We start from the raw sequence: 24,803 nt of genomic DNA, 5'->3' as shown, positions 1-24,803 counted from the left end.
ATTATTTTGCAGGTGCGAAATGCGCCATGGATGGAACGCGATGACTGCCGGCCCGGAAACCCAAGTCAAACCACGCTCGCGCAACAGGCGGGTCGCCGGCGCTGACCCCGACAAACGTCATCAGATCCTGGAAGGTGCGCATGCGGTCTTCACGGCGCGCGGCTTCGACGCCGCCAGCATGAGCGACATCGCCGCGGCGGCGAATGTCTCGAAGGGCACGCTCTATGTCTATTTCCAGGACAAGGAGCATCTGTTCATCGCGCTGATCGAGCGTGAGCGCGAAAAGCAGAAGCAGGGCATCTACGAGGCGCTGGCGGATGACCCCGATCTCGCCCATGCACTGGCAAGCTTCGGTGAAAGACTGGTCAGACTGATCACCGGCGGTTTCGCGCTGAGCGCCCAGCGCATCGTGCTCGGCGTCGCCGAGCGCATGCCGGAACTCGGCCGGGAGTTCTTCGAGCGCGGCCCGATGCAGGGGACGCGGCGTCTCGCCGCTTTCCTGCAGCGGCGCGTCGAGGTCGGCGAACTCGCCATTGCGGATGCCGGGCTCGCAGCCGCACAGTTCATCGATCTCTGCCAGTCGACGCTGACGCGTCCACGGCTCTTCAACGCCGTGTCCGTGCCGCCGGATGACGAGGAGATTGCCCGGGTGGTCGGTTCGGCCGTGACGATGTTCCTGGCGCAGTATGGGGTCAGGAAGCCGGGCTAGGGCCCGGCTCTCCGTCCCGCGCTCAGCCTCGGCTTAGCGGGCCGCGGGCGCGCAGGCGCTCGCGATGGGCGATATAGAGGCCGGAGCCCGTGATGATGACCGCACCGAGCCAGGTAAAGCGGTCCGGCAGAACGGCGAACATCAGGAAGCCGAAGATCGAGGCCCAGAGCAGCTGCAAATAGGCGAAGGGTGCGAGCAGCGAGGCATCGGCATGCCGGAACGCCAGGATCACGAACCAGTGGCCGATGGTCGAGGCGACGCCGACGAAGACGCCGAGCCAGATCGCCTGCGCCGTCAGCGGCTGCCAGCCGAAGGGCTGCAGCAGGCTGAGCAGCAGGAAGCCGATGATCGCCGACCAGGTCAGGGTGGTCACCGGGTTCTCGGTCGCGCTCATCATCCTGGTGAAAATCAGCGCGAAGGCCCAGGCCGAGGCGGAGAGCATGGGCAGCAGAGCGGCGAGCTGGAAGCCGGCGCCGCCGGGGCGCACGACGATCAGAACGCCGATCAGCCCGATGATCGTCGCCGTCCAGCGCCGCCAGCCGATCTTCTCGCCGAGCAGCGGGATCGAAAGCGCGGTGACGAAGAGCGGCGAGATGAAGCTCGTCGCCGTGGCGTCGGCGATGGGCAGGTATTTCAGGCTCGAGACGAACAGGATCGAGGAGACGGTGACGGCGACGCCGCGCAGCAATTGCAGGCGAAGGCGATTCGGGACCAGCAGCGGCCGACCGCCGGGCAGGGCGATGGCGAGCATGATCACGGCGAAGGCGGCATAGCGCAGCCAGGTGATCTGCAGCGGCGGCACGGTCTCGGCCATCAGCTTCGAGACGGCGTCGGCACTGGACAGGAAGGCGCCGCCGAGCAGCACGAGACCGATGCCGCGCAGCGAGTTTTCGCGGCGCGGAGACGGAGGCTGCCCGCCTTGAACGGGCTGCATGTCAGGGGAAGGAGATTGTCGCAAGCCGGCCGCTGCTGCACCAGGGAAGGTCAGGAACCCTAGCAGGTTCGCCGTGGGATGGTCGCGCTAAGAGGGAAAGGCGGGCATGTCCGGCGCGCGAGCTAGGGCCGCCCGTCGACCTGCGCGATTGTTACATCATGTTGCAGCAGGGAACCGCGGCAGGCCGAAGGACTTGCCTGGGTAGGGGATAGCCCTTTCCCAACAAGGAGACTGCTTATGCATACGAGCTCCGGCATGCAGGCTTGCATCGACGACTGCCTGCGTTGCTACCGCATCTGCCTCGAGATGGCGTCCTCGCATTGCCTCGAACTCGGCGGGGAGCATACGAAGCCGGCTCATATCCAGCTGATGCTGGCCTGTTCAGAGGTCTGTCGCAGCGCGGCGCATCTGATGCTGCTCGGCACGCCGCATCATCGCGATCTCTGCGCGAAATGCGCCCAGATCTGCGAGGATTGTGCCCGCGACTGCGAGCGGGTCGGTGATATGGAGGAGTGCGTCAAGGCGTGCCGAGCCTGCGCCGAGAGCTGCCGGAAGATGGCCGCTTGAGCCGGGTGCGATCCAGCGCGTCGCGACGGGAGGCGTCGCGACGCGCTGTCTCTGGCAGGCGGCCTCAGGCCGCCCGCTTGCGCGGCTGGATCAGCTTGCGGTTGACCAGAACCTCGGCGATCTGGACCGTGTTCAGGGCCGCGCCCTTGCGCAGATTGTCGGAGACGCACCAGAAGGCGAGACCGTTCTCGACGGTGTTGTCCTCGCGGATGCGCGAGATATAGGTCGCGTCCTCGCCGGCTGCCTCATGCGGGGTGATGTAGCCACCGGGCTCGTGCTTGTCGATGACGAGGATGCCCGGGGCGGTGCGCAGGATCTCGCGCGCCTCCTCGGCGGTGACCGGCTTCTCGCACTCGATGTTGACGCTCTCGGAATGAGCGATGAAGACCGGCACGCGCACGCAGGTCGCGGTCAGCTTGATCTTCGGATCGAGGATCTTCTTGGTCTCCGCCATCATCTTCCACTCTTCCTTGGTGAAGCCGTCTTCCATGAAGACGTCGATCTGCGGGATGAGGTTGAAGGCGATGCGCTTGGGGAACTTCTTGGCGGCGACCTCGCCGGCCGAGAACACGGCACGGGTCTGGTTGAAGAGCTCGTCCATCGCCTCCTTGCCGGCGCCAGAGACCGACTGATAGGTCGAGACGACGACCCGCTTGATGCCGAAGCGCTCATGCAGCGGCTTCAGCGCCACGACGAGCTGCGCGGTCGAGCAGTTCGGATTGGCGATGATGTTCATCTTGCTGAAGCCGGCGGCCGCAGCGGCGTTGACCTCGGGCACGACCAGCGGCACGTCGGGGTGCATGCGCCAGGTCGAGGAGTTGTCGATGACGACGCAGCCCTGCGCGCCGATCTTCGGCGACCATTCCTTGGAGACGGCGCCGCCGGCCGACATCAGGCAGATGTCGGTGTCTGAGAAGTCGTAATGCTCGAGCGCCTTCACCTTCAGCTTCTTGTCGCCGAAGGAGACCTCGGTGCCGACCGAGCGTTGCGAGGCGAGCGCCACAACCTCGCTGACGGGGAAAGCCCGCTCGGCGAGGATGTCGAGCATCTCATGGCCCACATTGCCCGTGGCGCCGACTACCGCGACCTTGAAGCTCATGCTGGAATTCCTTCTGGCGAAACCGGTTCATCCTCCCCGGGGGGCCCTCGCCGCGCAGTTCGAGCGCGGTTCCGGCCTTTGACCCCGGCCGGGGGGGAGAACCCGGAATCGAGGCGAAGCGTCAGCGCAGCGTCCGGGTTTTCCCGGTCGCCGTTTTGGTCGTGCATTTCGTCGTCGGACGGAAGGTCACAGAGCCAATCCAGAGCTGAGCATCATCGCGAGGCCGGAAGGATAGCAGCTTCCAGCCGGCTTCCCAAACACCGCCGCCAGCGAAAAGTCAATTGGCGCGCGGCCGGGCAAGCGCCCGATCCGCGTTAACCCTGCCTGCTTACCCGGCGTTGACCCTGTTTCGCGATCTCCTGCCATCGGTAACGGGCCGCTGACGGAGCCTGCCGAATCTACCCAGCGGGTGAGGAGCGGAAACGGGCGGCGTCGCGGCTGCCGGTGACCGCAGATTGTCGGGTTCGTGCCGTGTCCGGGGATATCAAGACAGTTGTTCGCGCGTGGCTGCGGAACGCGCTGCAGAGACCGGCGCCGGCCGGCGATACTGGTCGCGTGCCGGCCCGACGGGTCGATCCGGTCGCGCGGCTGATCGATCTTGCGGACGCGCTCGAAGCCGGCTTCGCTGCCGTGATCCGGACAGGCGGGCGGCTGTTGCGTGCCGGCGGTGCGGGCCTGACCGGCGGCCTGCTCTGGCGCGGCGTCGCGGCGGCCGCCGGCATCGGCTTGACCGCGACCCTGGTCGCCGGGCTTTCCTCCGGCACGCCGGAGGATACGCTGCCGAGCCTGTCGAGCGTGGTGCCGGCCGAGCCGGTGGCCGCGCCGGTGATCCGCGATGTTCGGATCCAGGCGGTTCCCGCCGCCTTCGGCGAGGAGGGCTGGATCCATGTCGCACGGCCGATCGCGATGTTCGGGCTGGACGCGCCGGAGATCGGCAAGCGCGCCGGCTATGAGGCGCGGCGCAGCCAGGACGGGGGGCGGCGCGAGGACATGCTGAGCTTTGGCGAGTTCGGCGACGGGCAGCCTTTCCTGGCACTCAAGTTCCAGGCCAATCGCGAGGCCGCGGAGCAGGGTGCTGCGGTGGGGCTGTCGCAGCCTTTCGTGATCACGCTGGTGCGCGAGAGCGCGGCGCGCGGGCTCTCAGTCGGCCGCAGCGGCGCCACGACGCTGATCGAAACCAAATTCGGCACGGTCGAGACCGCCGATATCGGCCTGAGCGATGGCAGCGCCGGCCGCGCCTGCATCGGCTTCCGTCATCTCGACGGGGCGGCGCATCTTTCCTTCTCCGGCTGGTTGTGCGGCGGCGAGACCAGGCCGGCCGACCGGACGCAGCTCGCCTGTCTGCTGGACCGGGTCGAGCTGCTCAGCGCCGGCGACGATCCCGGGTTGCGGGCCGTCTTCGCGAAGGCCGAGCCGCAGCGCAGGCCGGGCTGCTCGGTGCCGCGTACTGCTGCGGGCGGACGCAAGGGCGCCGATGCCGAGGCAAAGGCGCCGGCCCTGAAAACCGGCGCCGGAAGGCAAGGCGCCGCAAGGTAACGGCCTCGTTATGTCGCCTTACCTCTGGTAAGGCGCGGCAAAAGCATTAACTCAGTGCTTGTATCCTGTTCCCATCGATCAGGCTTCCGCCGTTGACGGAAGTTGTCGCTCCAGGAGACTTCCATGCGTTCGCTTTCGCGTTTTGCCGCCGGCCTCGCCATCTCGCTCGCGGCCACGACCGTCGCCGTCTCGCTTGCCGAAGCGCAGGAGCGGCGGCCGCTGCGCATCACCGTGCAGAAGCGCAGCTATTTCGACGCCGGCAACGTCGTCGCGGTCGGCAGCATGAACCGCTACGCGACCCAGAACATCATCGCCAGCCCGGTCTATTCGGCTGCTGGCGACCTCTATGGCGAAGGCACCTTGCCACCGCGCATCGGCGCTGGCCGCAACCCCTTCGCCAACAGCTTCTCGACGCCGGGCTTCTGAAGCGGCGCAAGGCTGCCGAACGAGAAAGGCCCGCCGGAAGGCGGGCCTTTTTGGTTTTCCACATCATGGCCGGGTTTGACCCGGCCGTCTCGGGTCTCCCTGGGGTCGCCCGAGCATGACGTGCCTGCCTCGTCAGCGCACCAGGATGTTGCGGAACTGCCAGGGATCGGACGTGTCGATGTCTTCCGGGAACAGGCCCGGGCGGCCGTCGAGCGGGGTCCAGTCGGTGTAGTAGCCGGCGAGAGGTCCGAGATAGGGTCGCTGGATCTCGAGGCAGCGATTGACGTCCATCTCCTCGACCTCGACGATGCCCGCATTCGGGTTTTCCAGCGCCCAGACCATGCCGGCGAGCACCGAGGAGGTCACCTGCAGGCCGGTCGCGGTCTGATACGGGGCGAGCTTGCGCGCCTCCTCGGTCGAGAGCTGCGAGCCGAACCAGTAGGCGCCCTTGGCGTGGCCGTAGAGCAGCACGCCGAGCTCGTCGATGCCGTCGACGACCTCGTTCTCCTCGAGGATGTGGTGCTCGGTCTGGGCACGGCCGGCATTGCCGAACATTTCATGCAGCGAGAGCACCGCGTCATTGGCCGGGTGATAGGCGTAGTGGCAGGTCGGCCGATAGATCGCCTTGCCGCTGTCGTCGCGCACGGTGAAATAGTCGGAGATCGAGATCGCCTCGTTATGCGTGACGAGGAAGCCGTATTGCGGGCCGGGCGTCGGGCACCAGCTCCGGACCTTGGTCTCGGCGCCGGCCTGCATCAGATAGATCGCGGCCTGCGACCCGGTTTCGTGCGTATGGGCGTTGTCAGGCATCCAGCGCTCATGGGTGCCCCAGCCCAGCTCGGAGGGCTGCACGGCTTCGGCGATGAAACCTTCGACCGACCAGGTGTTGACGAAGACGCCCGGCGGCTTGGGATTGCGCGAGCGCTGCGTGTCGCGCTCGGCGATATGAATGCCCTTGACGCCGGCATGCTGCATCAGCGCGGCCCATTCCTCGCGCGTGGTCGGCTCGGGCAGGTTCAGGCGCAGATCGGAGGCGAGGTTGAGCAGGGCCTTCTTGGCCAGCCAGGAGGCCATGCCGGGATTGGCGCCGCAGCAGGAGACGGAGGTCGTCGCGCCGGGCGCGCGGGCGCGCTTGGCGGCGAGCGTCATCTCGCGCAGCGCGTAGTTCGAGCGCTCGGCCGGGCCCTTGCTCTCATCGAAATAGAAGCCGAGCCAGGGCTCGTTGACCGTGTCGATATAAAGGGCCCCGAGGCTGGAGCAGAATTCCATCAGGTCGCGCGAACCCGTGTCGCAGGACAGGTTGACGCAAAAGCCCTGGCCGCCACCCGCGGTGAGCAAGGGCTCGAGCATGGCCTTGTAATTGTCGATCGTCACGGCTTCCTGGATGAAGCGGATGCCGCGTTCGTCCAGCAGGGCCCGGTTGTCGTCGTCGGGTGCGATCACCACGAAGCGGCTCTTGTCGAATTTGAAATGCCGCTCGATCAGCGGCAGCGTCCCGCGGCCGATCGAACCGAAACCGATCATCACGATCGGGCCGCTGATCTCGCCGTGTACGGGCCAATTCGTCATTCTTTTCAACTCCTGGGTCAGGTTTCGAGCCAAGCGTGGCTCGTATGGGGTTGGGGCCTTCACGTCAATGCTGAGTGGCAAAAACCCCGCTTTTGCAGGCGGTTGGCTTCGATTTCCGGGGCCGGCGCGTCACTGCTCGCGCATCGAGGTGACGGCCGGATGAAACCTGACTGGAAACGTCCGGGAGGGCCGACCCCAAACGAAAACGGGCAGGCCTATGGCCTGCCCGTCGACGAGGATTGTGGCTCCCCGGTTTCAGGCGGCGCGACGTCGGAGACCGTCCGTTCCCTCGGTCGCGACGAGCCTGCCGGTGGGCTTGAGCACGCCGCTGGCGCCGGCGAGGGCGCCGTCGCGCAGTTCGAGGCCGAGGAAGCGCTCGCGCTCGACCGGGCCGGGCATGGCGAGTTCGGCCATCGGCGCGGCCGAGAAGCCGAAGCGCTGGTAATAGGGCGCGTCGCCGACGAGCAGGATGGCGTCGTGGCCGTGACGCGCGGCGCGGGAGATCGCCTCGCGCATCATCATGCCGCCGAGGCCCTCGCCATGCAGTTCAGGGGCGACCGCGAGCGGGCCGAGCAGCAGGGCCGGCCGGCCATCGGCCTCGACATGCCAGAGACGCACGGTCGCGACGAGGGCGCCGTCGCGCTCGGCGGTAAGCGCCAGGCCTTCCGCCGGCAGCCGGCCTTCGCGCAGGCGCTCGCTCGACTTGGCGGTGCGGCGCTCGCCGAAGCAGCGATCGAGCAGGAGCTCGCGGGCCGCGACATCGGCGGCGATTTCCTCGCGAATCGTGATCATGGCGCACCTCCGGCCGGAGCGCCCGCGCCTCCGCGGACCTTCCCGGCGCCGCGCGAGCGCGGCCTCGATGTCAGGGAATGGGGAAACTGGGTCCGGCGGGAGCCACGCCCGCGCCCTCCATTCTGGAGGCGCGAGCGCTCCGCCCGGTTTCCTGGGCGGCCTGCCGATCCTGGCAGGGCGCTTCGCCGGACCCGATTCACAGGAGGCCGGCGAGGCCGGCCCCGGCGCGCTTTCCGTCCGGCTGTTTCCAGCCGGACGAGAAGAATGCGCGCTTGCTAGAGTCGAGCATGTACTGATCGCAAAAGTGGCAGCCACTTTTGCGGAACATGCTCCGCGTCAGATGACGTACTGCTTCAGCGGCGGGAAGCCGTTGAAGGCGACGGCCGAATAGGTCGTCGTATAGGCGCCCGTGCCCTCGATCAGCACCTTGTCGCCGATCTCGAGCGAGAAGGGCAGCATATAGGGCGTCTTCTCGTAGAGCACGTCGACCGAGTCGCAGGTCGGGCCGGCCAGCACGCAAGGCACCGTGGCGTCGCCGTCACGCTCCGTACGGATCGGATAGCGGATCGCCTCGTCCATCGTCTCGGCCAGCCCGTTGAACTTGCCGATGTCGAGATAGACCCAGCGGACCTGGTCGTCCTCGCTCTTCTTCGAGATCAGGACGACTTCGGCCTCGATCATGCCGGCTTCGCCGACCATGCCGCGGCCCGGCTCGATGATGGTCTCCGGCAGGCGGTTGCCGAAATGCTTCGACAGCGCCTGGAAGATCGCATCGCCATAGGCCGGAACGCCCGGGATCGGACGCAGATAGCGCGCCGGGAATCCGCCGCCGAGATTGACCATCGACAGCGAGATGCCGCGGGTGGCGCACTCCTTGAACACCGCCGAGGCCGAGGCCAGGGCGGAGTCCCAAGCGTGCACATTCGCCTGCTGCGAGCCGACATGGAACGAGATGCCATAGGCGACGAGCCCGTTGCGATGGCCGTGCTCGAGCACGTCCGCGGCCATTTCGGGCACGCAGCCGAACTTGCGCGAGAGCGGCCAGTCGGCGCCGGCACCGTCGCAGAGGATGCGGCAGAAGATGTTCGCATCCTGCGTGCCGGTCGCCTTGGCGGCGCGGGCGATCTTGTCGGTCTCGGCGATGCAGTCGACGGCGAAGAGGCGCACGCCGAGCTCCATCGCACGGGCGATGTCTCGCTCCTTCTTGATGGTGTTGCCGAAGGAGATGCGGTCCGCCGTGGCGCCGGCCGAGAGCGCGAGCTCGATCTCGACGACCGAGGCGCAATCGAAGCAGGAGCCGAGCTTGGCCAGCAGGCGCAGCACTTCCGGCGCCGGGTTCGCCTTGACCGCGTAGAAGACGCGGGTGTCCGGCAGCGCCCGGGAGAAGGCGACATAGTTCTCGCGCACGACCTCGAGGTCGATCACGACGCAGGGACCATCCTCACGGCGGTCACGGAGAAAACCACGGATGCGCTCGGTCATCGGCGCGACTCCTCTTCGGCGCAAGCGGCGCCGATACGACGTGTAGCCGGTTGAAACGTTCGCGATCCGAGGCGCGATGGAGACGCCAAGGACAGCGGACGTCACGTCCGGACCCGAAAACACCGTCGATTGGGAGATTTATCCCCGCACGGCCGGCAATGAAGGACAAGCCTCTTCGGTGTTGACCTTTGGAGGGTCAACGAGACCAAAAAAGCCCGCTCCGTCGTTGCTTTAAGCTGCGTCCCCCGTGGAGATTCGGGGTTCGCCGGTTTCGCCTCCGGCTGCCAGTCGCTGTTCGGGAGCGGCCCTCTTGCGAAGACCGGGAGCGTGATTTGAGGGGATATCCATCCCCCTCCATCCGTTTCCCATCCCTGGCGGCTGTCCGGCCTCTTGTCCGGATGCCCACCGACCGGCACGCGGCCACAGGCACGTGCGAATTGGGTAAGGCCGATATACGGATGGGTGGCTCCGGCTTCAAGTTTTTTCTTACGCCCGGACGCGGTTTTTTTGGCGAACGCGGCGAGGGATGCGCCGCCGCCCTGGCCGCGGCAGTCACGCGGGTCCCTTCCAGCCTCGCCGACGCCCTAGACCGGCCCCATTTCATCCCCTAAGTCATTGCCGGAATGCGCCTTCGCCGCGCGATGAGACTGGGACGAGCTTTCGCCATGATCGTGACCGACCGCCGCCGGGTTCTGGCCGGGCTGAGCGCCGCCCTGTGCGCCGCGGCCGCGCCGCAGGCATTGCTGGCCCAGCAGCCCGAGGCGTCGCCGCCGCAGCCGCGATTCGGCTTCGAGGAGGTGGTGCGCCGCGCCCGCGAGATTTCGATCGCGCCCTATGAGGCGGGGCCGAGCCTGCCGGAGGCCCTGACGCGGCTCGATTTCGACGCTTGGCGCGAGATCCGCTTCCGGCCCGAGCGTTCGCTGCTGGCGCAGACCAATTCAGGCTTCCGCCTGCAGATGTTCCATCCCGGCTTCCTGTTCACGCGCCCGGTGACGGTGAACGTCATCCGCGAGGGTGTGCCGACTCCGGTGCCCTATGCCACCAATCTCTTCGATTATGGCCGCACCAAGTTCGAGAAACCGCTGCCGGTCAATCTCGGCTTCGCCGGTTTCCGGCTGCATTATCCGCTGAACGATCCACGCGTCTTCGACGAGCTGATCTCCTTCATCGGCGCGAGCTATTTCCGCCTGCTCGGCCGTGGTCAGCGCTATGGGCTCTCGGCGCGCGGGCTCTCGATCGGCGCCGGCGTGCGCGATGGCGAGGAGTTCCCGGTCTTCCGCGAGTTCTGGGTCGAGTCGCCGGCGGCGAATGCCGAGCGCATCACGGTCTACGCCCTGCTCGATTCGCCTTCGGCGACCGGCGCCTATCGCTTCAACATCTATCCCGGCCAGGACAGTGTGATCGATGTCTCGGCGACCCTGTTCGCACGCCGCAAGATCGAGCGGCTCGGGCTGGCGCCGCTGACCTCGATGTTCTTCACCGGCGAAAATGACCGGCGTTTCCACGACGATTTCCGCAGCGAACTGCACGATTCCGACGGGCTGATGATCCATTCCGGCAGCGGCGAGTGGATCTGGCGACCGCTGCGCAATCCGCGCGAGCAGGCCTCGTCCTATTTCGTCGAGCGCAATGTCCGCGGCTTCGGCCTGATCCAGCGCGACCGCGTCTTCGAGCACTACCAGGATCTCGACCTCGCCTATGAGCTGCGGCCCTCCTACTGGATCGAGCCGGAAGGCGAGTGGGGCGAGGGACATGTCGAGCTGATCGAGCTGCCGACCACCGACGAGACCAACGACAATGTCGTCGCGCTCTGGGCGCCGAAGAACCCGATCGAGCCCGGCCGCGAATTCAGCTTCCGCTACAAGCTCTCAGCCATGCTCGATGCCGACGAGCTGCATCCGGGCGGGCGGGCGATCAACACCTACCAGGCGCGGCCCAAGGCGCTGGGCTCGGGTGAGCCGGTGCCGGATGGGGCGCGGCGCTTCATCATCGACTTTTCCGGCGGCGATCTCGCCTTCCATCTCAACCAGCCGGAAAAGGTCGAGATCGTGCCCTCGATCTCGAACGGGCGGATCGTGCGCGCCTTCATCGTGCCGAACCGCAAGACCGAGGGGTTCCGCGCCTTCTTCGACATTGTGGTCGAGCCCGGCCAGCTCGCCGATCTGCGCGCCTTCCTGCGTTCCGGCGACAAGGCGCTGACCGAGACCTGGACCTATCCCTGGCGGGCGCCTGAGCCGGCCTGAGCCAGGCCCGCGGCCGTCAGAACTTCGGCGCGCTGGTGCTGCGCGCCGTCTTGCGCCGCTTTTCCGGCGCGGCGGCGACGACTTCGATCTCGACCTTGAACTCCGGCAAGGTGAAGCCGGAGACGATCATCAGCGTCGAGGCGGGCGGGGGCGTGCCGACATGGGCATCGCGCGATTCCATGTAGCCTTTCATATGGGCCCGATCGGTGACGTAGGCGTTGACCCGGACGATGTTCGCCAGGGTCATGCCGGCCTCGCCGAGGATCGCGGCGATGTTTGCGAAGCAGAGATCGGCCTGGTCGCGCGGGCTTTCGGGGATCGTGCCGTCGGCGGCGATACCGAGCTGGCCGGAGCAGAACACCAGCCGCTGCCCGGCCGGCAGCTCGACGCCATGGCTGTAGCGGGCGAAGGGTGGGCGAATCGCGGCGGGGGTGAGCGGCTTCATCTTGTGGTCCCGTTTGTCGACTACAGCCGGTTCTGCCATGCCGCACCGGTCGGCGAAATGGCGGGATCGCTTGACCTGAGCTGCATTTACCGCCTTGAACTTGGTCATGGCGTGTTCAGGCGCCGCATTCACAATGCAGGGGAGGTCGGCCCGGCGATGGCGCCGCCGGCCGCGCGATTGAGATGATGAAGATGAAGCTGAACTATCTTCCTGCGACGCGTCTGCTGCGGCTGGCTGGCCTCGTTCCGCTGCTCGGGCTGGCGGCCTGTGCCGGTTCACAGCGCTTTTCCGGCCCGGGCTCGGGTCCGGCGCGCGCGCCGGTCTATAGCGAGCCGCTCCAATCCGCGCCGCCGATCTCCTCGGCGCCGGTGATGTCCGAGCCGCTGCCGCCGCCGGGCGGCTACCCCGTCGCCTCCGCGCCCCCGGCCGGGGGTAGCGGCCTGCCGCCGCCGAGTGATCCGTTCTTCGACCCCCAGGCCGCGCCGCAAGGCCAGCAGCCGGTCGAGCGCGTGACCGAGGCGCCGCAGCTGCGCGGACAGGTCGCCAACGCCAATCCCAACCCAGCGCCGGCACCGGCTCGCAGCCCCGGCGCCTCGCGCGATGCCGTCGTCGGCAGCTGGACGGCGCAGGAGGCGACGGGCGGCTCCTGCCGGGTGCAGCTCTCGAGCGCGCCCTCGCTCGACCTCTACCGCGCCAGCGCCAATGGCTGCTCCAACCGCGAATTGCAGCAGGTCAATGCCTGGGATTACCGGGACGGGGAGGTCTATCTCTACCAGCGCGGCGGCTCGGTGGTGGCGCGGCTGCGCGTCTCCGGCGGCGGTGCAATGAATGGCGCCGTCACCAAATCGGGGGCGGCGCTCTCGCTCAATCGCTGAGTGTCGAACCGGGAAGCGGCTTCGCTTCCCGGACGAAGCCGCTGCTTTCACCGAGAGGCAGATCGCCGGCGGAAGTCCGGCGATCGCGTCCGGCCTTCAGTGAGGCCCGCCGGCTGTGCTGAAAAGCGCCGGCTGCCAGAGCTTGCGCTGCAAGGCGAGCGACATCGCCGCGAAGCCCTGCGCATGGTTGAGCGCCTCGTCGAGCAAGGTGAACGGCGTCGGTGCGCCGGTGGCGATCCGGCATTCGACGTCATTGTAACCCGAGATCAGCTCGGCCTCGAACTTGCGGGCGAGATTGCGCATCGCGATGTTCTCGGGGAGATAGGTCATGTAGAGCGTCCGGATGCCGCGATTGCGGGCCGCGGTGATCAGGTGCCCGAACAGCGCCGCGCCGATGCCGCGCCGGCGCCAGTCCCTTTCGACGCTGAAGGCGGCTTCACCAGTCTGGACGACGAGTTCCTCGAGCCCGCGCAGTTCGGCGGCGCCGCGGACTTCGCCGGCCTCGACATAGGCATAGACCAGCCCGCCGATGCCGAAGGTGCTCTCGGCGTAGTCGGTGAGGAATTCGTCGTTGACCGCCGTGCCGAAGCGCTCGCGCCGCGAGGCGGCATCGAGGCGCAGAAGATGGGCGGTGAAGAGGTCGCGCTCGGTGGGCCAGAGACGCCTGACCTCGCCGTGCCTGGCTTTCGCGCCAGGTTTCATCGAACGATTCAATTGCAGCTCCTGATAAAGCGCTGTGACACGCTGCCGACCAGGAGGCGTATTCTTCCCTAACTCGGTCTTCAAAATGCGCTCGCGAGCGCCGATTACAAGAGGGCGGATTGCGGCAAATTACCGCTAACGCTGCGATATTTGGACAGGTTTTCTCCAATCATACGCCAGCGCGCGGCAAACCTGTCCGGTGCCGTCGCCGAGCAGGCCGCGCCGTCGCCGTCTTCGGGCCATTGCTGGCCGGCGCTTGCGGGCGGGGCTGGCCTGCAATAACCCTCAGGCGCCTCCTCCCTTGCCTCCAGGTCATGTCCGCTACCCTTCCCGAACGCTATGCCGCCCTTGTCGCAACCGGCGCGATCGAACGCGATCCGGCGCAGGTCGCCGTGGTCAAGCGCCTGCAGGCGCTGACCGAGACGCTCGCCAGCCGTCAACTGGCCAGGAAGAGCAGCGCGCTCGGCTGGCTGTTTGGCCGCAAGCAGCCGCCGCCGGAGAGCGTCAAGGGCCTCTACATCTGGGGCTCCGTCGGGCGCGGCAAGACCATGCTGATGGACATGTTCTACGAGGCGATACCGCTGGCCTCGCGCCGGCGCGTGCATTTCCATGCCTTCATGGCCGATGTGCATGAGCGCATCCATGCCTATCGCCAGGATCTGAAGGCCGGCAAGGTCAAGGAGGCAGACCCGATCGGCCCGGTCGCCGCGGCGCTCGCCGCCGAGGCGACGCTGCTCTGCTTCGACGAGTTCACCGTCACCGACATCGCCGATGCGATGATCCTCGGCCGGCTGTTCACGGCACTCTTCGCCGCGGGCGTCGTCGTGGTCGCGACCTCGAATGTCGAGCCGTCCCGGCTTTATGAGAACGGGCTCAACCGGGCGCTGTTCCTGCCCTTCATCGCCCTGCTGCAGGGCAAGGTCGAGGTCATCCGACTCGACGCACGCACCGACTTCCGGCTCGAGAAGCTCGGCGGCGCACCGACCTATCACGTCCCGGCCGATGCCGCGGCGCGAGCCGCGCTCGACACGGCGTTCGCGCGCCTGTCCGGCGTCGCCCAGGGGGTGCCTGCGACGATCGCGATCAAGGGGCACGAGCTCAGGCTGCCGCAGGCGGCGGCCGGGGTAGCGCGGGCGAGCTTTTCCGATCTCTGCGCGCAGGCTTATGGCGCTTCCGACTATCTCGCTCTGGCCCAGGATTTCCATACGCTGGTGCTCGACGACATCCCGGTGATGGACATGGACCGGCGCAATGAGGCGAAGCGTTTCATCATTCTGATCGACACGCTCTATGAGAGCCATGTGAAGCTCGTCGCCTCGGCGGCGGCCGAGCCGACCGGGCTCTATGTCGCGCGTTCGGGACGCGAGGCCTTCGAGTTCGACCGCACCGTCTCGCGGTTGATCGAGATGCGCTCGGAGGAATATCTCGCCTTGCCGCATGGCCGCGCCGATTCCGCCGCCAGCGGCGAGACGACCGGGCTGGTGGAAACCTAGGCATGGGCACGCGCGAGCCGAGCGAGACCCGTATCCTCTCGGTCGCCAGCGAGCATCTGCGCCTGCACGGCCTGCGCCGCTTCACCGTCGTGGCGGTGGCGGAGGAGGCGGGCATGACACACGCCAATGTCTATCGCTACTTCCCGTCGAAGACGGCGCTGATCGATGCGGTCGTCGATGCCTGGCTCAAGGCGACGGAGCGGCGCCTCGCCGACATCGCCGATGGTCCCGATCCGGCCGATGACAAGCTCGAGCGGCTGATCCTGGCGCTGGCCAAGGCCAATCGCGACCTGCTGCACGAGGATCCTCATCTCTTCGCCGCCTTGTCGCAGGCGGTGGCGAAGCGCCATGCCATCAGCCGGCGCAACCGGTCCCGGGTCCGCGCCCTGTTCGACCGGGTGATCGACGAAGGCATCGCCGCCGGCGCCTTCGAGCCGCGTGACCGCGACCGGGCGATCGCCTTCGTGATCGACGCGACCCATCGCTTCATCCATCCGGCGGCGCTTGAACTGGAAGGTGATGTGCCGCAGGCTTCGGTCGATGCGCGGCTGGCGACGCTGATCAGGGTCGTGCTGCGGACTCTGGCGACCGGCGTGATCTAAAATCAGAGAAAAATGACATTTTTTGTAAAATGTCATTGTATTGTTCTCCGGCCGTATCGAGGGGGCGTTTACGCCCTGGCACGGTAATTTGTTGATTTCCTTTGCTATTCGGCCCGAAATGGTTGATTTTGGCGCCGAAATTCACGGATTTGCCATAATTCGCCGAGGGTTGAGCGTAAAGCCCGGTTGGGCCAAAGAACCCTCGATTTCCGGTTCACGTATCCAAGGACAAGGACTAGGCAATGGCCCGCAAGAAGATCGCCCTCATCGGCGCCGGACAGATCGGCGGCACCTTGGCTCACCTCGCCGGCCTGAAGGAGCTCGGTGACGTCGTCCTGTTCGACATCGCCGAAGGCACGCCGCAGGGCAAGGGTCTCGACATTGCCGAATCCGCCCCGGTCGACGGCTTCGATGCCGGCTACAAGGGCACCAACAGCTATGAGGACATCAAGGGCGCCGATGTGGTGATCGTCACCGCCGGCGTGCCGCGCAAGCCCGGCATGAGCCGCGACGACCTGATCGGCATCAACCTCAAGGTGATGAAGTCGGTTGGCGAGGGCATCAAGACCTACGCCCCCAAGGCCTTCGTGATCTGCATCACCAACCCGCTCGACGCGATGGTCTGGGCCCTGCAGAAGTTCTCGGGCGTCAAGCCCAACATGATCTGTGGCATGGCCGGCGTGCTCGATTCCGCCCGCTTCCGCCACTTCCTCGCCGATGAGTTCAAGGTCTCGGTCAAGGACGTCTCGGCCTTCGTGCTCGGCGGTCATGGCGACGACATGGTGCCGCTGGTCCGCTATTCCGGCGTCGCCGGCATCCCGCTGCCCGACCTCGTCAAGATGAAGTGGACGACGCAGGAGCGTCTCGACGCCATCGTCGAGCGCACCCGCAAGGGCGGTGGCGAGATCGTCAACCTGCTGAAGACCGGCTCGGCCTTCTACGCCCCGGCCGCCTCGGCGATCGCCATGGCGGAGAGCTATCTCAAGGATCAGAAGCGCGTCCTGCCGGCTGCCGCCGCGCTCAAGGGCCAGTATGGCGTCAAGGACATGTTCGTCGGCGTGCCGGTGGTGATCGGCGCCAAGGGCGTCGAGCGCGTCGTCAAGATCCGTCTCAACGGCGCCGAGAAGGAGATGCTGGCGAAGTCGATCGCGTCCGTGCAGGGCCTCATCGACGCCTGCAAGACCATCGATTCGTCACTGGCGTGAGATAGAGCCGGCGGCGAGGCCGCGAATGGCGGATGACAGGCTCGCCCTGTCGTCCGCCTCTCGGCCTTCCTCGCCTGCCATCTTTGCCATCGACCCCTTCCAGACAGGACATCAGGCATGAACATCCACGAATATCAGGGCAAGGCGGTCCTCAAGGAGTTCGGCGCGCCCGTCTCCGCCGGCTTCCCGGCGCTCACCGTGGCGGAAGCCGTCGCGGCGGCCAAGAAGCTGCCCGGCCCGCTCTATGTCGTGAAGAGCCAGATCCATGCCGGTGGCCGCGGCAAGGGCAAGTTCAAGGAACTGCCGGCTGACGCCAAGGGCGGCGTGCGCCTCGCCAAGTCGGTCGAAGAGGTCGAGGCCCATGCCAAGGAAATGCTCGGCAACACGCTGGTGACCGCGCAGACCGGCGAAGCCGGCAAGCAGGTCAACCGCCTCTATATCGAGGACGGCTCGGACATCGCCAAGGAGTTCTATCTCTCGGCGCTGGTCGACCGCGAGACCTCGCGCGTCGCCTTCGTGGTTTCGACCGAGGGTGGCATGGACATCGAGGCGGTCGCCCATGACACGCCCGAGAAGATCCTGACCTTCTCGGTCGACCCGGCGACCGGCATCATGCCGCATCACGGCCGCACCGTCGCCAAGGCGCTGGGCCTGTCCGGCGACCTCGCCAAGCAGGCGGGCGCCGTGCTCAACCAGATCTATGCCGCCTTCGTCGCCAAGGACATGGCGATGCTCGAGATCAACCCGCTGATCGTCACGACGCAGGGGCAGATCAAGTGCCTCGACGCCAAGGTCTCGTTCGACTCGAACTCGCTCTACCGTCATCCCGAGCTGATGGAGCTGCGCGACGAGACCGAGGAGGACCCGAAGGAGATCGAGGCTTCCAAGTATGACCTCGCCTATATCGCGCTCGACGGCACGATCGGCTGCATGGTCAACGGCGCCGGCCTCGCCATGGCGACGCTCGACATCATCCAGCTCTATGGGGAGAGCCCTGCGAACTTCCTCGATGTCGGCGGCGGCGCTTCCGAAGAGAAGGTCACCGCGGCCTTCAAGATCATCACCGCCGACCCGAAGGTGAAGGGCATCCTGGTCAACATCTTCGGCGGCATCATGAAGTGCGACGTCATCGCGCGCGGCGTCATCGCCGCGGTCAAGGCGGTCGGCCTCGAGGTTCCGCTGGTGGTGCGTCTCGAGGGCACCAATGTCGAGGAAGGCAAGCAGATCATTCGCGATTCCGGGCTCAACGTCATCCCGGCTGATGATCTCGACGATGCGGCGCAGAAGATCGTGGCTGCGATCAAGAAGGCTTGAGGAAAACCGATGTCAATCCTGATCGACAAGAACACCAAGGTCATCTGCCAGGGCTTCACCGGCAAGAACGGCACCTTCCATTCCGAGCAGGCGATCGCCTACGGCACCAAGATGGTCGGCGGTACCTCGCCCGGTAAGGGTGGCAGTCTGCATCTCGGCCTGCCGGTCTTCGACACCGTCGCCGAGGCGCGCGACAAGACCGGCGCCGACGCCTCGGTCGTCTACGTGCCGCCCCCGGGCGCCGCGGACGCGATCTGCGAGGCGATCGACGCCGAGATTCCGCTGATCATCTGCATCACCGAAGGCATCCCGGTGCTCGACATGGTCCGCGTCAAGCGCTCGCTCTCGGGTTCGAAGTCGCGGCTGATCGGGCCGAACTGCCCGGGTGTCGTCACCGCCGGCGAGAGCAAGATCGGCATCATGCCGGCCAACATCTTCAAGCCGGGCTCGGTCGGCATCGTCTCGCGTTCGGGCACGCTGACCTATGAGGCGGTGTTCCAGACCACGAATGAGGGCCTCGGCCAGTCGACCGCGGTCGGCATCGGCGGCGACCCGGTCAAGGGCACCGAGTTCATCGACATGCTCGAAATGTTCCTCGCCGACCCCAAGACCGAGTCGATCGTGATGATCGGCGAGATCGGCGGCTCGGCCGAGGAAGACGCGGCGCAGTTCATCAAGGACGAGGCGCGCCGCGGCCGCAAGAAGCCGATGGTCGGCTTCATCGCCGGCCGCACGGCGCCTCCGGGCCGCCGCATGGGCCATGCCGGCGCGATCATCTCCGGCGGCAAGGGCGGCGCGGAAGACAAGATCGCCGCCATGGAAGCCGCTGGCATCCGGGTCTCGCCGTCGCCGGCGCGCCTTGGAAAGACCTTGGTGGACGTGTTGAAGGGCTGAGTGTCGCGATGAGCCGGCCGGGCAGGGGCCCGGCCGGCGCGTTGCGGCGCTGGAACGACCAGAGATGATCGGCTGCGGCCGATCCCGATGTGCTAGGCAGGAAGAAGGCAGGACGACATGGCTCGCCAGGACATCAATGAGGCTCTCGCGCAGACGGGCTTCCTCTATGGCGGCAATACGGCCTATATCGAGGACCTCTATGCCCGCTACCAGACCGATCCGAAATCGGTCGACGAGCAGTGGCGGGGCTTCTTCGCCGGGCTGAACGACGAGCGCCAGGCGGTCATCGACAACGCCAAGGGCGCCTCCTGGAAGCGGCCGAACTGGCCGATCCCCGCCCAGGGCGAAATGGTTTCGGCGCTCGACGGCAACTGGGCCGTGGTCGAGAAGGCGATCGGCGACAAGCTCGGCGCCAAGGCCAAGGCCGCCGGGGCGACGCTCTCTGCCTCCGACGTCCAGCAGGCGACGCGTGATTCCGTGCGCGCCATCATGCTGATCCGCGCCTATCGCATGCGCGGCCACCTGCATGCCCAGCTCGACCCGCTGGGGATCGAGGGCATCAAGGACATCGAGGAGCTCTCGCCGGCCGCTTTCGGCTTCACCGAGGCCGATCTCGACCGCAAGATCTTCATCGACAACGTGCTCGGCCTGGAATTCGCCACCATCCGCGAGATGACGGCGATCTTGCAGCGGACCTATTGCGGCACGGTCGGCGTCGAGTTCATGCACATCTCCGACCCCGAGCAGAAGGCCTGGCTGCAGGAGCGGATCGAGGGCCCCGACAAGGAGATCGCCTTCACCCGCGAGGGCAAGCGGGCCATCCTGAACAAGCTCGTCGAGGCCGAGGGCTTCGAGAAGTTCCTCGACCTGAAATATACCGGCACCAAGCGCTTCGGCCTTGATGGCGGCGAGGCGCTGATCCCGGCGCTGGAGCAGATCATCAAGCGCGGCGGCGCGCTCGGCGTGCGCGACATCGTCTTCGGCATGGCCCATCGCGGCCGTCTCAACGTGCTGACCCAGGTGCTGGGCAAGCCGCACCGGGCGCTGTTCCACGAGTTCAAGGGCGGCTCCTTCGCGCCCGACGACGTCGAGGGCTCGGGCGACGTTAAGTACCATCTCGGTGCATCCTCGGACCGCGAGTTCGACGGCAACAACGTCCACATCTCGCTGACCGCCAATCCCTCGCATCTCGAGATCGTCGACCCCGTCGTGCTCGGCAAGGTACGGGCCAAGCAGGACCAGTTCGGCGACATCGTCGAGCGTTCCAAGGTGCTGCCGCTGCTGATCCATGGCGACGCGGCCTTTGCCGGCCAGGGCGTCGTGGCCGAGTGCCTCGGCCTGTCCGGGCTGAAGGGCCACCGCACCGGCGGCTCGCTGCACTTCATCATCAACAACCAGATCGGCTTCACCACCTATCCGCGCTATTCGCGCTCCTCGCCCTATCCGTCCGATGTGGCGAAGATGGTCGAGGCCCCGGTCTTCCATGTGAACGGCGACGATCCGGAAGCGGTGGTCTTCGCTGCCAAGGTCGCGATCGAGTTCCGGCAGAAGTTCCACAAGCCGGTCGTGATCGACATGTTCTGCTATCGCCGCTTCGGCCATAACGAGGGCGACGAGCCGGGCTTCACCCAGCCGCTGATGTACCGCAAGATCCGCGGCCACAAGTCGACGCTCGAGCTCTACAGCACCAAGCTCGAGGCCGAAGGCGTGATCCAGCCGGGCGAGCTCGACCAGATGCGCGCCGCCTGGAAGGACAGGCTCGAGGTCGAGTTCGACGCCGGCCAGTCCTTCAAGCCGAACAAGGCCGACTGGCTCGACGGCCGCTGGGCCGGAATGAAGGCGATGCGCGCCGACGAGGACGATCCGCGCCGTGGCGCGACCGGCGTTCCCGAGGCGGTGCTGAAGGAGATCACGCAGAAGATCACCGAGGTTCCCGCGGGCTTCAACGTCCACAAGACGATCCAGCGCTTCCTCGACAACCGCCGCAAGGCGGTCGAGAGCGGGCAGGGCATCGACTGGGCGACGGCGGAAGCGCTGGCCTTCGGCTCGCTTTTGCTCGACGGCAACCCGGTGCGCCTCTCCGGCCAGGATTGCGAGCGCGGCACCTTCTCGCAGCGCCATTCGGTGCTGATCGACCAGGAGACCGAGGCGCGCCACACCTCGCTGAACCATATCCGCGAGGGCCAGTCGCGCTACGAGGTCATCAACTCGATGCTCTCGGAAGAGGCGGTGCTCGGCTTCGAATACGGCTACACCCTGTCGGAGCCGAACGCTCTGACGATGTGGGAGGCGCAGTTCGGCGACTTCGCCAATGGTGCCCAGGTGGTGTTCGACCAGTTCATCTCGTCGGGCGAGCGCAAATGGCTCCGCATGTCGGGCCTGGTCTGCCTCCTGCCGCATGGCTATGAGGGCCAGGGGCCGGAGCACTCCTCCGCCCGTCTCGAGCGCTTCCTGCAGATGTGCGCCGAGGACAACATGCAGGTGGCGAACTGCTCGACGCCGGCGAGCTATTTCCACATCCTGCGCCGGCAGCTGAAGCGCGACTTCCGCAAGCCGCTGATCCTGATGACGCCGAAGTCGCTGCTGCGCCACAAGCGCTGCGTCTCCAGCCTGTCGGAGCTCGGCGAGGGCTCGAGCTTCCATCGCGTGCTGCACGACGATGCCGAGCGCGGCAACTCGACGACCAAGCTGGTCAAGGATTCGAAGATCCGCCGGGTCGTGCTGTGCTCGGGCAAGGTCTATTTCGACCTGCTCGAGGAGCGCGAGAAGCGCGGCGTCGACGACGTCTACCTGATGCGCGTCGAGCAGCTCTATCCGTTCCCGCTGAAGTCGCTGGCGCAGGAGCTGTCGCGCTTCAAGGGCGCCGACGTGGTCTGGTGTCAGGAAGAGCCGAAGAACATGGGCTCCTGGACCTTCGTCGAGCCCTATCTGGAATGGGTGCTGGGTCATGCCGGCTCGAAGTCGAAGCGGCCGCGCTATGTCGGCCGCCCGGCTTCGGCCGCGACAGCGACGGGCCTGATGTCCAAGCATCTCGCCCAGCTCAACGCATTCCTGGATGAGGCCTTCGCGGCCTGATCCGCTCCGCTATCGCCGGAGCCCGAGACGCCCGAGAGCCTGCCCGGTTCTCGGCATCGGGTTCGAGACAAAGACATTGAGAAGAGGCCTGACATGGCGACCGAAATCCGCGTACCCACCCTCGGCGAATCCGTTTCCGAGGCGACCATCGGCAAGTGGTTCAAGAAGCCCGGCGAGGCGGTGAAGGCCGATGAGCCCTTGGTCGAGCTCGAGACCGACAAGGTGACGCTCGAGGTCAACGCGCCGACCGCCGGCGTGCTCGGCGAGATCGTCGCCAAGGAAGGCGAGACGGTCGGCGTCAACGCGCTGCTGGGTTCGATCACCGCCGGCGGCGCTGCCGCCGCTGCGGCGCCGAAGCCGGCCGCCGAAGCCGCCAAGCCGGCTGCCGCCCCGGCGCCGGCCGCTTCGGGCGCCGCGACCAAGGCCGCCGATTCCGGCCCGGCGGTCGCCCGCCTGGCTGCCGAGAGCGGCGTCAATCCGGCGAGCGTGCCGGCCTCGGGCAAGGACGGCCGCGTCACCAAGGGCGACATGCTGGCGGCGATCGCGACCGCTCCGGCCGCGGCTGCCGCTCCGGCTCCTGCGGCGCAGCTGCGCGCGCCTTCGGCGCCGGACGACGCCTCGCGCGAAGAGCGCGTCAAGATGACCAAGCTGCGCCAGACCATCGCGCGCCGCCTGAAGGAAGCCCAGAACACCGCGGCGATGCTGACCACCTTCAACGAGGTGGACATGACCAACGTCATGGCGCTGCGCAACCAGTACAAGGACGTCTTCGAGAAGAAGCACGGCGTGAAGCTCGGCTTCATGGGCTTCTTCGTGAAGGCCTGCGTGCAGGCGCTGAAGGAAATCCCCTCGGTCAACGCCGAGATCGACGGCACCGACATCGTCTACAAGAACTACTACCACATCGCGGTCGCGGTCGGCACCGACAAGGGTCTGGTGGTTCCGGTGGTGCGCGATGCCGACCAGCTCTCGATCGCCGGTGTCGAGAAGGAGATCGGCATCCTCGGCAAGAAGGCGCGCGACGGCTCGCTGAAGATCGAGGACATGCAAGGCGGCACCTTCACCATCTCGAATGGCGGCGTCTACGGCTCGCTGATGTCGACCCCGATCCTGAACGCGCCGCAATCGGCTATCCTGGGCATGCACAAGATCCAGGAGCGTCCGATGGTGGTCGGCGGCCAGATCGTCGTGCGTCCGATGATGTATCTGGCGGTCTCCTATGACCACCGCATCATCGACGGCAAGGAGGCCGTGACCTTCCTGGTGCGCATCAAGGAAGGCCTGGAGGATCCGGCCCGCCTCGTGCTCGACCTCTGAGGCGAGTCCGTGCTCGCGCTGATCGTCGCAAGTGTCGTCCTGCTCTTCGTCCATATCGGAGCGCAGGCGATCGCGGCGACCAGCGAGCTGGGTTCGGCCTGGAATGCCGGACCGCGCGATGAGGGGGTGAAGCCGCAAGCTGTCATCGCCGGGCGGGCCGAGCGGGCGCTGCGCAATTATCTGGAGACGTATCCGGCTTTCGCAGTGCTGGCCGTGGCGCTGGTCGCGAGTGGTCGCCCCTACGGGGTCGGCCTCATTGGCGGCGCGCTGTGGCTGGCTGCGCGCATCGTCTACCTGCTGCTCTATCTCGCCGGCATCCCGCACTGGCGCAGCTTGGCCTGGCTGGCCGCTGTGATCGGCCTCGCGCTGATGGCGGCTCGCCTGCTGATCTGACGTCGGAAGGAGCGTGGAGCATGGCTTCCGGACCCAACCCACCACCGATCCAAGCGCATATCTGCGTCAAGGGTGGCGACGCGGCGATCGCTTTCTACGAGCAGGCCTTCGGCGCGCAGTGCACCTTCAGGGCGATGGCGGATGACGGTAAGCGCGTGATGCACGCCAATCTTGCCTTGTTTGGTGGCGAGGTGATGCTCCATGACGAGTTTCCGGAATTCGGCGGCTCTGTGATAGCGCCCGGCACCGTTGGCGGGATCAGCGTCGCGATCAACATCAATCTGCCGAGCGCGGCCGATGTCGATGCCGCCGTCGCCAGAGCGCAGGCTGCCGGCGCCGACGTCTTCATGCCGGCAGGCGACGTGTTCTGGGGCGCCCGCTATGCGCGCCTGCGTGATCCCTTCGGCCACATCTGGGCCTTTAACGCGCCGCTGAACACGAGCCGGGAGTGCGGGGCGTGAGAAGGCGGCGACCGAATCTCGATCTTTGGCAGCTTTTTAAAGCTGGCCGTAGCGGCGGTATTGCTTTCGGCGAAACCGACATTGCCGGGCTCCGCAAGGCGCTGGGCGTGCGCAATCATGGCTACGAAGGGCAGTTGCCGTTTTCCTCTTGGGTTCTGACGGCCGAGCAGGCTGAATGCTATTTCCAGGGGCTGCCTCCTCATCTCTGGAGCGTCAAAATCCATCCATCCTCCTGGTCGCTGTCGAGCGAGGCCGCCGATGTGCTTGACGGGGAGGAGCCTTCGAAAGAACTTGCCGGGCTCTCTCTTATTACGTTGAACGGCAAGTCGTTGTCGCAATTTTCTACGATACGGCGACTTTTTCAGAATTGTCCGGATCCCAATAGTTTGGTTGTTCGGTGTAATAATGAGAAAATGATAGAGTTCACGATTATAGATGATTGTCGCTCTATTACATTTGGTTACAAAGTAGAGATGCGAAAATTGGCTTATGCGTGGTCAGTTTTTGATTTTGACTATTTTTTGTATGCAATTTGGATTTTTGACTATGGCGCGGACGCGATTTTGAGCAAAACGCTTCCGGATGGCACCGAGACGCGTGCCGATGTGATCGGCCGTATCGCAAATGCTCGGCTGCGAGACGGTTCCAATCCCGACAACTGAACAACTGA

General features: G+C 66.3%; 23 protein-coding genes. 16 read left to right on the top strand and 7 right to left on the bottom strand.

The features are described 5' to 3' along the window. The first annotated feature begins 40 nt into the window (after positions 1-40). Positions 41-709, top strand: coding sequence for a TetR/AcrR family transcriptional regulator (locus ACWGRX_RS09085; protein WP_291638102.1), 669 nt, complete (start codon positions 41-43; stop codon positions 707-709). 22 nt (positions 710-731) lie between these two features. Here ACWGRX_RS09085 and ACWGRX_RS09080 read toward each other — a convergent pair whose 3' ends face one another. Further along, positions 732-1,643, bottom strand: a complete 912-nt coding sequence (locus ACWGRX_RS09080) for a DMT family transporter (protein WP_452117271.1) — start codon at positions 1,641-1,643, stop codon at positions 732-734. Between the two features lie 237 nt (positions 1,644-1,880). Here ACWGRX_RS09080 and ACWGRX_RS09075 point away from each other — a divergent pair, with 237 nt between their 5' ends. Then, entirely contained in the window at positions 1,881-2,210 is a 330-nt protein-coding gene (locus ACWGRX_RS09075) for a four-helix bundle copper-binding protein (protein ID WP_452117270.1), read from the top strand. Between the two features lie 64 nt (positions 2,211-2,274). On the opposite strand, the gene ACWGRX_RS09070 is transcribed toward ACWGRX_RS09075, so the two are convergent. Next, on the bottom strand, positions 2,275-3,309 hold the full coding sequence (locus tag ACWGRX_RS09070; protein WP_291638100.1) for an aspartate-semialdehyde dehydrogenase: 1,035 nt from the start codon (positions 3,307-3,309) through the stop codon (positions 2,275-2,277). A 555-nt stretch (positions 3,310-3,864) separates the two neighbouring features. On the opposite strand from ACWGRX_RS09070, the gene ACWGRX_RS09065 reads away from it, so the two are divergent. Next, positions 3,865-4,845, top strand: a complete 981-nt coding sequence (locus ACWGRX_RS09065; protein ID WP_452117269.1) for a hypothetical protein — start codon at positions 3,865-3,867, stop codon at positions 4,843-4,845. 123 nt (positions 4,846-4,968) lie between these two features. Continuing rightward, positions 4,969-5,271, top strand: coding sequence for a hypothetical protein (locus tag ACWGRX_RS09060; protein ID WP_291638098.1), 303 nt, complete (start codon positions 4,969-4,971; stop codon positions 5,269-5,271). Positions 5,272-5,403: 132 nt separating this feature from the next. Here the strand turns inward: ACWGRX_RS09060 and ACWGRX_RS09055 are convergent, their stop codons facing one another. From ACWGRX_RS09055 to ACWGRX_RS09045, 3 genes are all read right to left on the bottom strand, one after another. Continuing rightward, the gene (locus ACWGRX_RS09055) at positions 5,404-6,840 is read right to left on the bottom strand and encodes a homospermidine synthase (protein ID WP_452117268.1); all 1,437 of its coding nucleotides are present in this window, start codon (positions 6,838-6,840) and stop codon (positions 5,404-5,406) included. Positions 6,841-7,095: 255 nt separating this feature from the next. Further along, positions 7,096-7,632, bottom strand: a complete 537-nt coding sequence (locus tag ACWGRX_RS09050) for a GNAT family N-acetyltransferase (RefSeq protein ID WP_452117267.1) — start codon at positions 7,630-7,632, stop codon at positions 7,096-7,098. A 336-nt stretch (positions 7,633-7,968) separates the two neighbouring features. Continuing rightward, positions 7,969-9,114, bottom strand: coding sequence for a type III PLP-dependent enzyme (locus tag ACWGRX_RS09045; RefSeq protein ID WP_291638095.1), 1,146 nt, complete (start codon positions 9,112-9,114; stop codon positions 7,969-7,971). 665 nt (positions 9,115-9,779) lie between these two features. Between ACWGRX_RS09045 and ACWGRX_RS09040 the strand changes: the two genes are divergently transcribed. Next, complete coding sequence (locus ACWGRX_RS09040) at positions 9,780-11,357, top strand: OpgD/OpgG family glucan biosynthesis protein (protein WP_291645811.1); 1,578 nt, start codon at positions 9,780-9,782, stop codon at positions 11,355-11,357. Positions 11,358-11,373: 16 nt separating this feature from the next. Here the strand turns inward: ACWGRX_RS09040 and ACWGRX_RS09035 are convergent, their stop codons facing one another. Next, a complete protein-coding gene (locus ACWGRX_RS09035; RefSeq protein WP_291645810.1) occupies positions 11,374-11,802 on the bottom strand; it encodes a RidA family protein in 429 nt (142 codons plus the stop codon). 191 nt (positions 11,803-11,993) lie between these two features. On the opposite strand from ACWGRX_RS09035, the gene ACWGRX_RS09030 reads away from it, so the two are divergent. Beyond that, positions 11,994-12,677: an AprI/Inh family metalloprotease inhibitor gene (locus ACWGRX_RS09030; RefSeq protein WP_291638092.1), complete on the top strand. Its 684-nt coding sequence runs from the start codon at positions 11,994-11,996 to the stop codon at positions 12,675-12,677. Positions 12,678-12,773: 96 nt separating this feature from the next. Here the strand turns inward: ACWGRX_RS09030 and ACWGRX_RS09025 are convergent, their stop codons facing one another. Next, positions 12,774-13,391, bottom strand: coding sequence for a GNAT family N-acetyltransferase (locus ACWGRX_RS09025; RefSeq protein WP_452117266.1), 618 nt, complete (start codon positions 13,389-13,391; stop codon positions 12,774-12,776). A 302-nt stretch (positions 13,392-13,693) separates the two neighbouring features. Here ACWGRX_RS09025 and zapE point away from each other — a divergent pair, with 302 nt between their 5' ends. The 10 genes from zapE to ACWGRX_RS08975 all read left to right on the top strand — a co-directional run bounded on the left by zapE (position 13,694) and on the right by ACWGRX_RS08975 (position 24,795). Then, positions 13,694-14,872 (top strand): cell division protein ZapE, encoded by a 1,179-nt coding sequence (zapE, locus tag ACWGRX_RS09020; protein ID WP_452117265.1) that lies wholly within the window; start codon positions 13,694-13,696, stop codon positions 14,870-14,872. 2 nt (positions 14,873-14,874) lie between these two features. Beyond that, entirely contained in the window at positions 14,875-15,474 is a 600-nt protein-coding gene (locus tag ACWGRX_RS09015) for a TetR/AcrR family transcriptional regulator (protein WP_291638089.1), read from the top strand. 242 nt (positions 15,475-15,716) lie between these two features. Then, positions 15,717-16,679: a malate dehydrogenase gene (mdh, locus tag ACWGRX_RS09010; RefSeq protein ID WP_291638088.1), complete on the top strand. Its 963-nt coding sequence runs from the start codon at positions 15,717-15,719 to the stop codon at positions 16,677-16,679. A 117-nt stretch (positions 16,680-16,796) separates the two neighbouring features. Next, positions 16,797-17,993, top strand: a complete 1,197-nt coding sequence (sucC, locus tag ACWGRX_RS09005) for an ADP-forming succinate--CoA ligase subunit beta (RefSeq protein WP_452117264.1) — start codon at positions 16,797-16,799, stop codon at positions 17,991-17,993. Between the two features lie 9 nt (positions 17,994-18,002). Next, positions 18,003-18,887 carry a succinate--CoA ligase subunit alpha gene (gene sucD / locus ACWGRX_RS09000; protein ID WP_291638086.1) on the top strand — a complete coding sequence of 295 codons (885 nt, stop codon included), beginning with the start codon at positions 18,003-18,005 and terminating at the stop codon, positions 18,885-18,887. Between the two features lie 117 nt (positions 18,888-19,004). Further along, complete coding sequence (locus ACWGRX_RS08995) at positions 19,005-21,962, top strand: 2-oxoglutarate dehydrogenase E1 component (protein WP_452117263.1); 2,958 nt, start codon at positions 19,005-19,007, stop codon at positions 21,960-21,962. Positions 21,963-22,055: 93 nt separating this feature from the next. Further along, positions 22,056-23,279 (top strand): 2-oxoglutarate dehydrogenase complex dihydrolipoyllysine-residue succinyltransferase, encoded by a 1,224-nt coding sequence (gene odhB, locus ACWGRX_RS08990; RefSeq protein ID WP_452117262.1) that lies wholly within the window; start codon positions 22,056-22,058, stop codon positions 23,277-23,279. A gap of 9 nt (positions 23,280-23,288) precedes the next feature. Then, the gene (locus ACWGRX_RS08985) at positions 23,289-23,672 is read left to right on the top strand and encodes an MAPEG family protein (protein WP_452117261.1); all 384 of its coding nucleotides are present in this window, start codon (positions 23,289-23,291) and stop codon (positions 23,670-23,672) included. A 20-nt stretch (positions 23,673-23,692) separates the two neighbouring features. After that, positions 23,693-24,133 carry a VOC family protein gene (locus ACWGRX_RS08980; RefSeq protein ID WP_452117260.1) on the top strand — a complete coding sequence of 147 codons (441 nt, stop codon included), beginning with the start codon at positions 23,693-23,695 and terminating at the stop codon, positions 24,131-24,133. Beyond that, positions 24,130-24,795: a hypothetical protein gene (locus ACWGRX_RS08975; protein ID WP_452117259.1), complete on the top strand. Its 666-nt coding sequence runs from the start codon at positions 24,130-24,132 to the stop codon at positions 24,793-24,795. Before ACWGRX_RS08980 ends, ACWGRX_RS08975 begins: the two co-directional genes overlap by 4 nt. Positions 24,796-24,803 lie beyond the last annotated feature (8 nt).

This window comes from Allobosea sp. NPDC055594 (genome assembly GCF_053618995.1).
Note: the sequence above shows the minus strand (reverse complement) of the source record. Positions and strands in the feature narration are given on the sequence as shown.